Source organism: Bradyrhizobium sp. 190, assembly GCF_023073415.1.
Taxonomy (GTDB): Bacteria; Pseudomonadota; Alphaproteobacteria; order Rhizobiales; family Xanthobacteraceae; genus Bradyrhizobium.
Map to the genome: position 1 here is coordinate 1 of NZ_JADPJL010000057.1, position 1,046 is coordinate 1,046.

The window sequence follows — 1,046 nt, forward strand, 5'->3', positions numbered from 1 at the left end:
TTTGAAGTGCAACGGTTGATTTGAGGAGAGAGAATGCCTCGGCTGGGGTTTTGAAGTCGAGGCATTTTCGCGGCGTCTCATTGTAAGTTCGGACGATGCTGGCAATTTGGCGTCTGGAGAGGCCTGCGAGGTTGGTCTTTCGAGGCAACCGTCGTCTGAGGCGGCCGATAGCGTTTTCGACGCCGCCCTTCTGCCAGGGCGAGTGGGGATCACAGAAGTAGGTCTGCAGGGCAAGTTGTTCGGTCAGCCGATAGTGGAGCGCAAACTCTGTTCCATTGTCGATGGTAAGAGTTTTGCGTAGCGGCGGCGGGATCGGTTCGAACAGCTTGGCAAGACGCTTGGCTGTGCGCTCGGCTTTGCGATCGGGCGGATTGTCGAGGATGGTGTAGCGCGATTGTCGCTCATGGGCGATGAGCAAGCCTTGACCGTATTTGGCGAACAGCATGAAGTCGGCTTCCCAATGGCCCGGCGTGGCGCGATCGGCGACATCGACGGCTCGTTCGCTGATCGAGCGGCGGAACTTGATGGCGCTGGCAGCGCTGCCGCCGCGTTTGCCGAGACGTCCGCGCCGGGATTTGCGACGGGGGAGCAGGCGATGCCAATAGTCCTTTTGCGCCGAGCGATGATAGGCGAAACGGTAGATTGACTCGTGGCTGATGACGGTGTGACCGTGTTCGAGCGTCAGCCGGCCAGCGATCTGCTCGGGAGAGTGTCCCATCGCAAGGCGGTCTTTCACCAGATCTTGCAGGTCCGGCTGGCGCGCCAACTTGAAACGACCATCCCAACGCCTTCGGCGCTCAGCCAGTTTCTGGGCTCTCGCAGGCGCATAGCCGCCCGGCCACACTTTGGTGGCCAAGCCGTTACGGTCGATCTCCCGACTGATTGTCGACACATGCCGTTTGAGGCTGCGGGCGATCATTTGCATCGATTCACCGGCTGCATGCAGGCGATAAATCTCGATCCGCTCTTCAAGGCTGAGCTGGCAATAACATTGTCCCATCGCAACAACACCATAGCAGGTGTTGCACTTGTTCTGTGAACCAAGG

The 1,046-nt window shown here is 59.2% G+C and carries 1 protein-coding gene; it reads right to left on the reverse strand.

The window, feature by feature from the left end; all coding sequences use genetic code 11:
- The coding region (locus tag IVB22_RS27245; RefSeq protein WP_247520322.1) for an IS30 family transposase at positions 1-1,046 on the reverse strand (1,046 nt) is incomplete at both ends.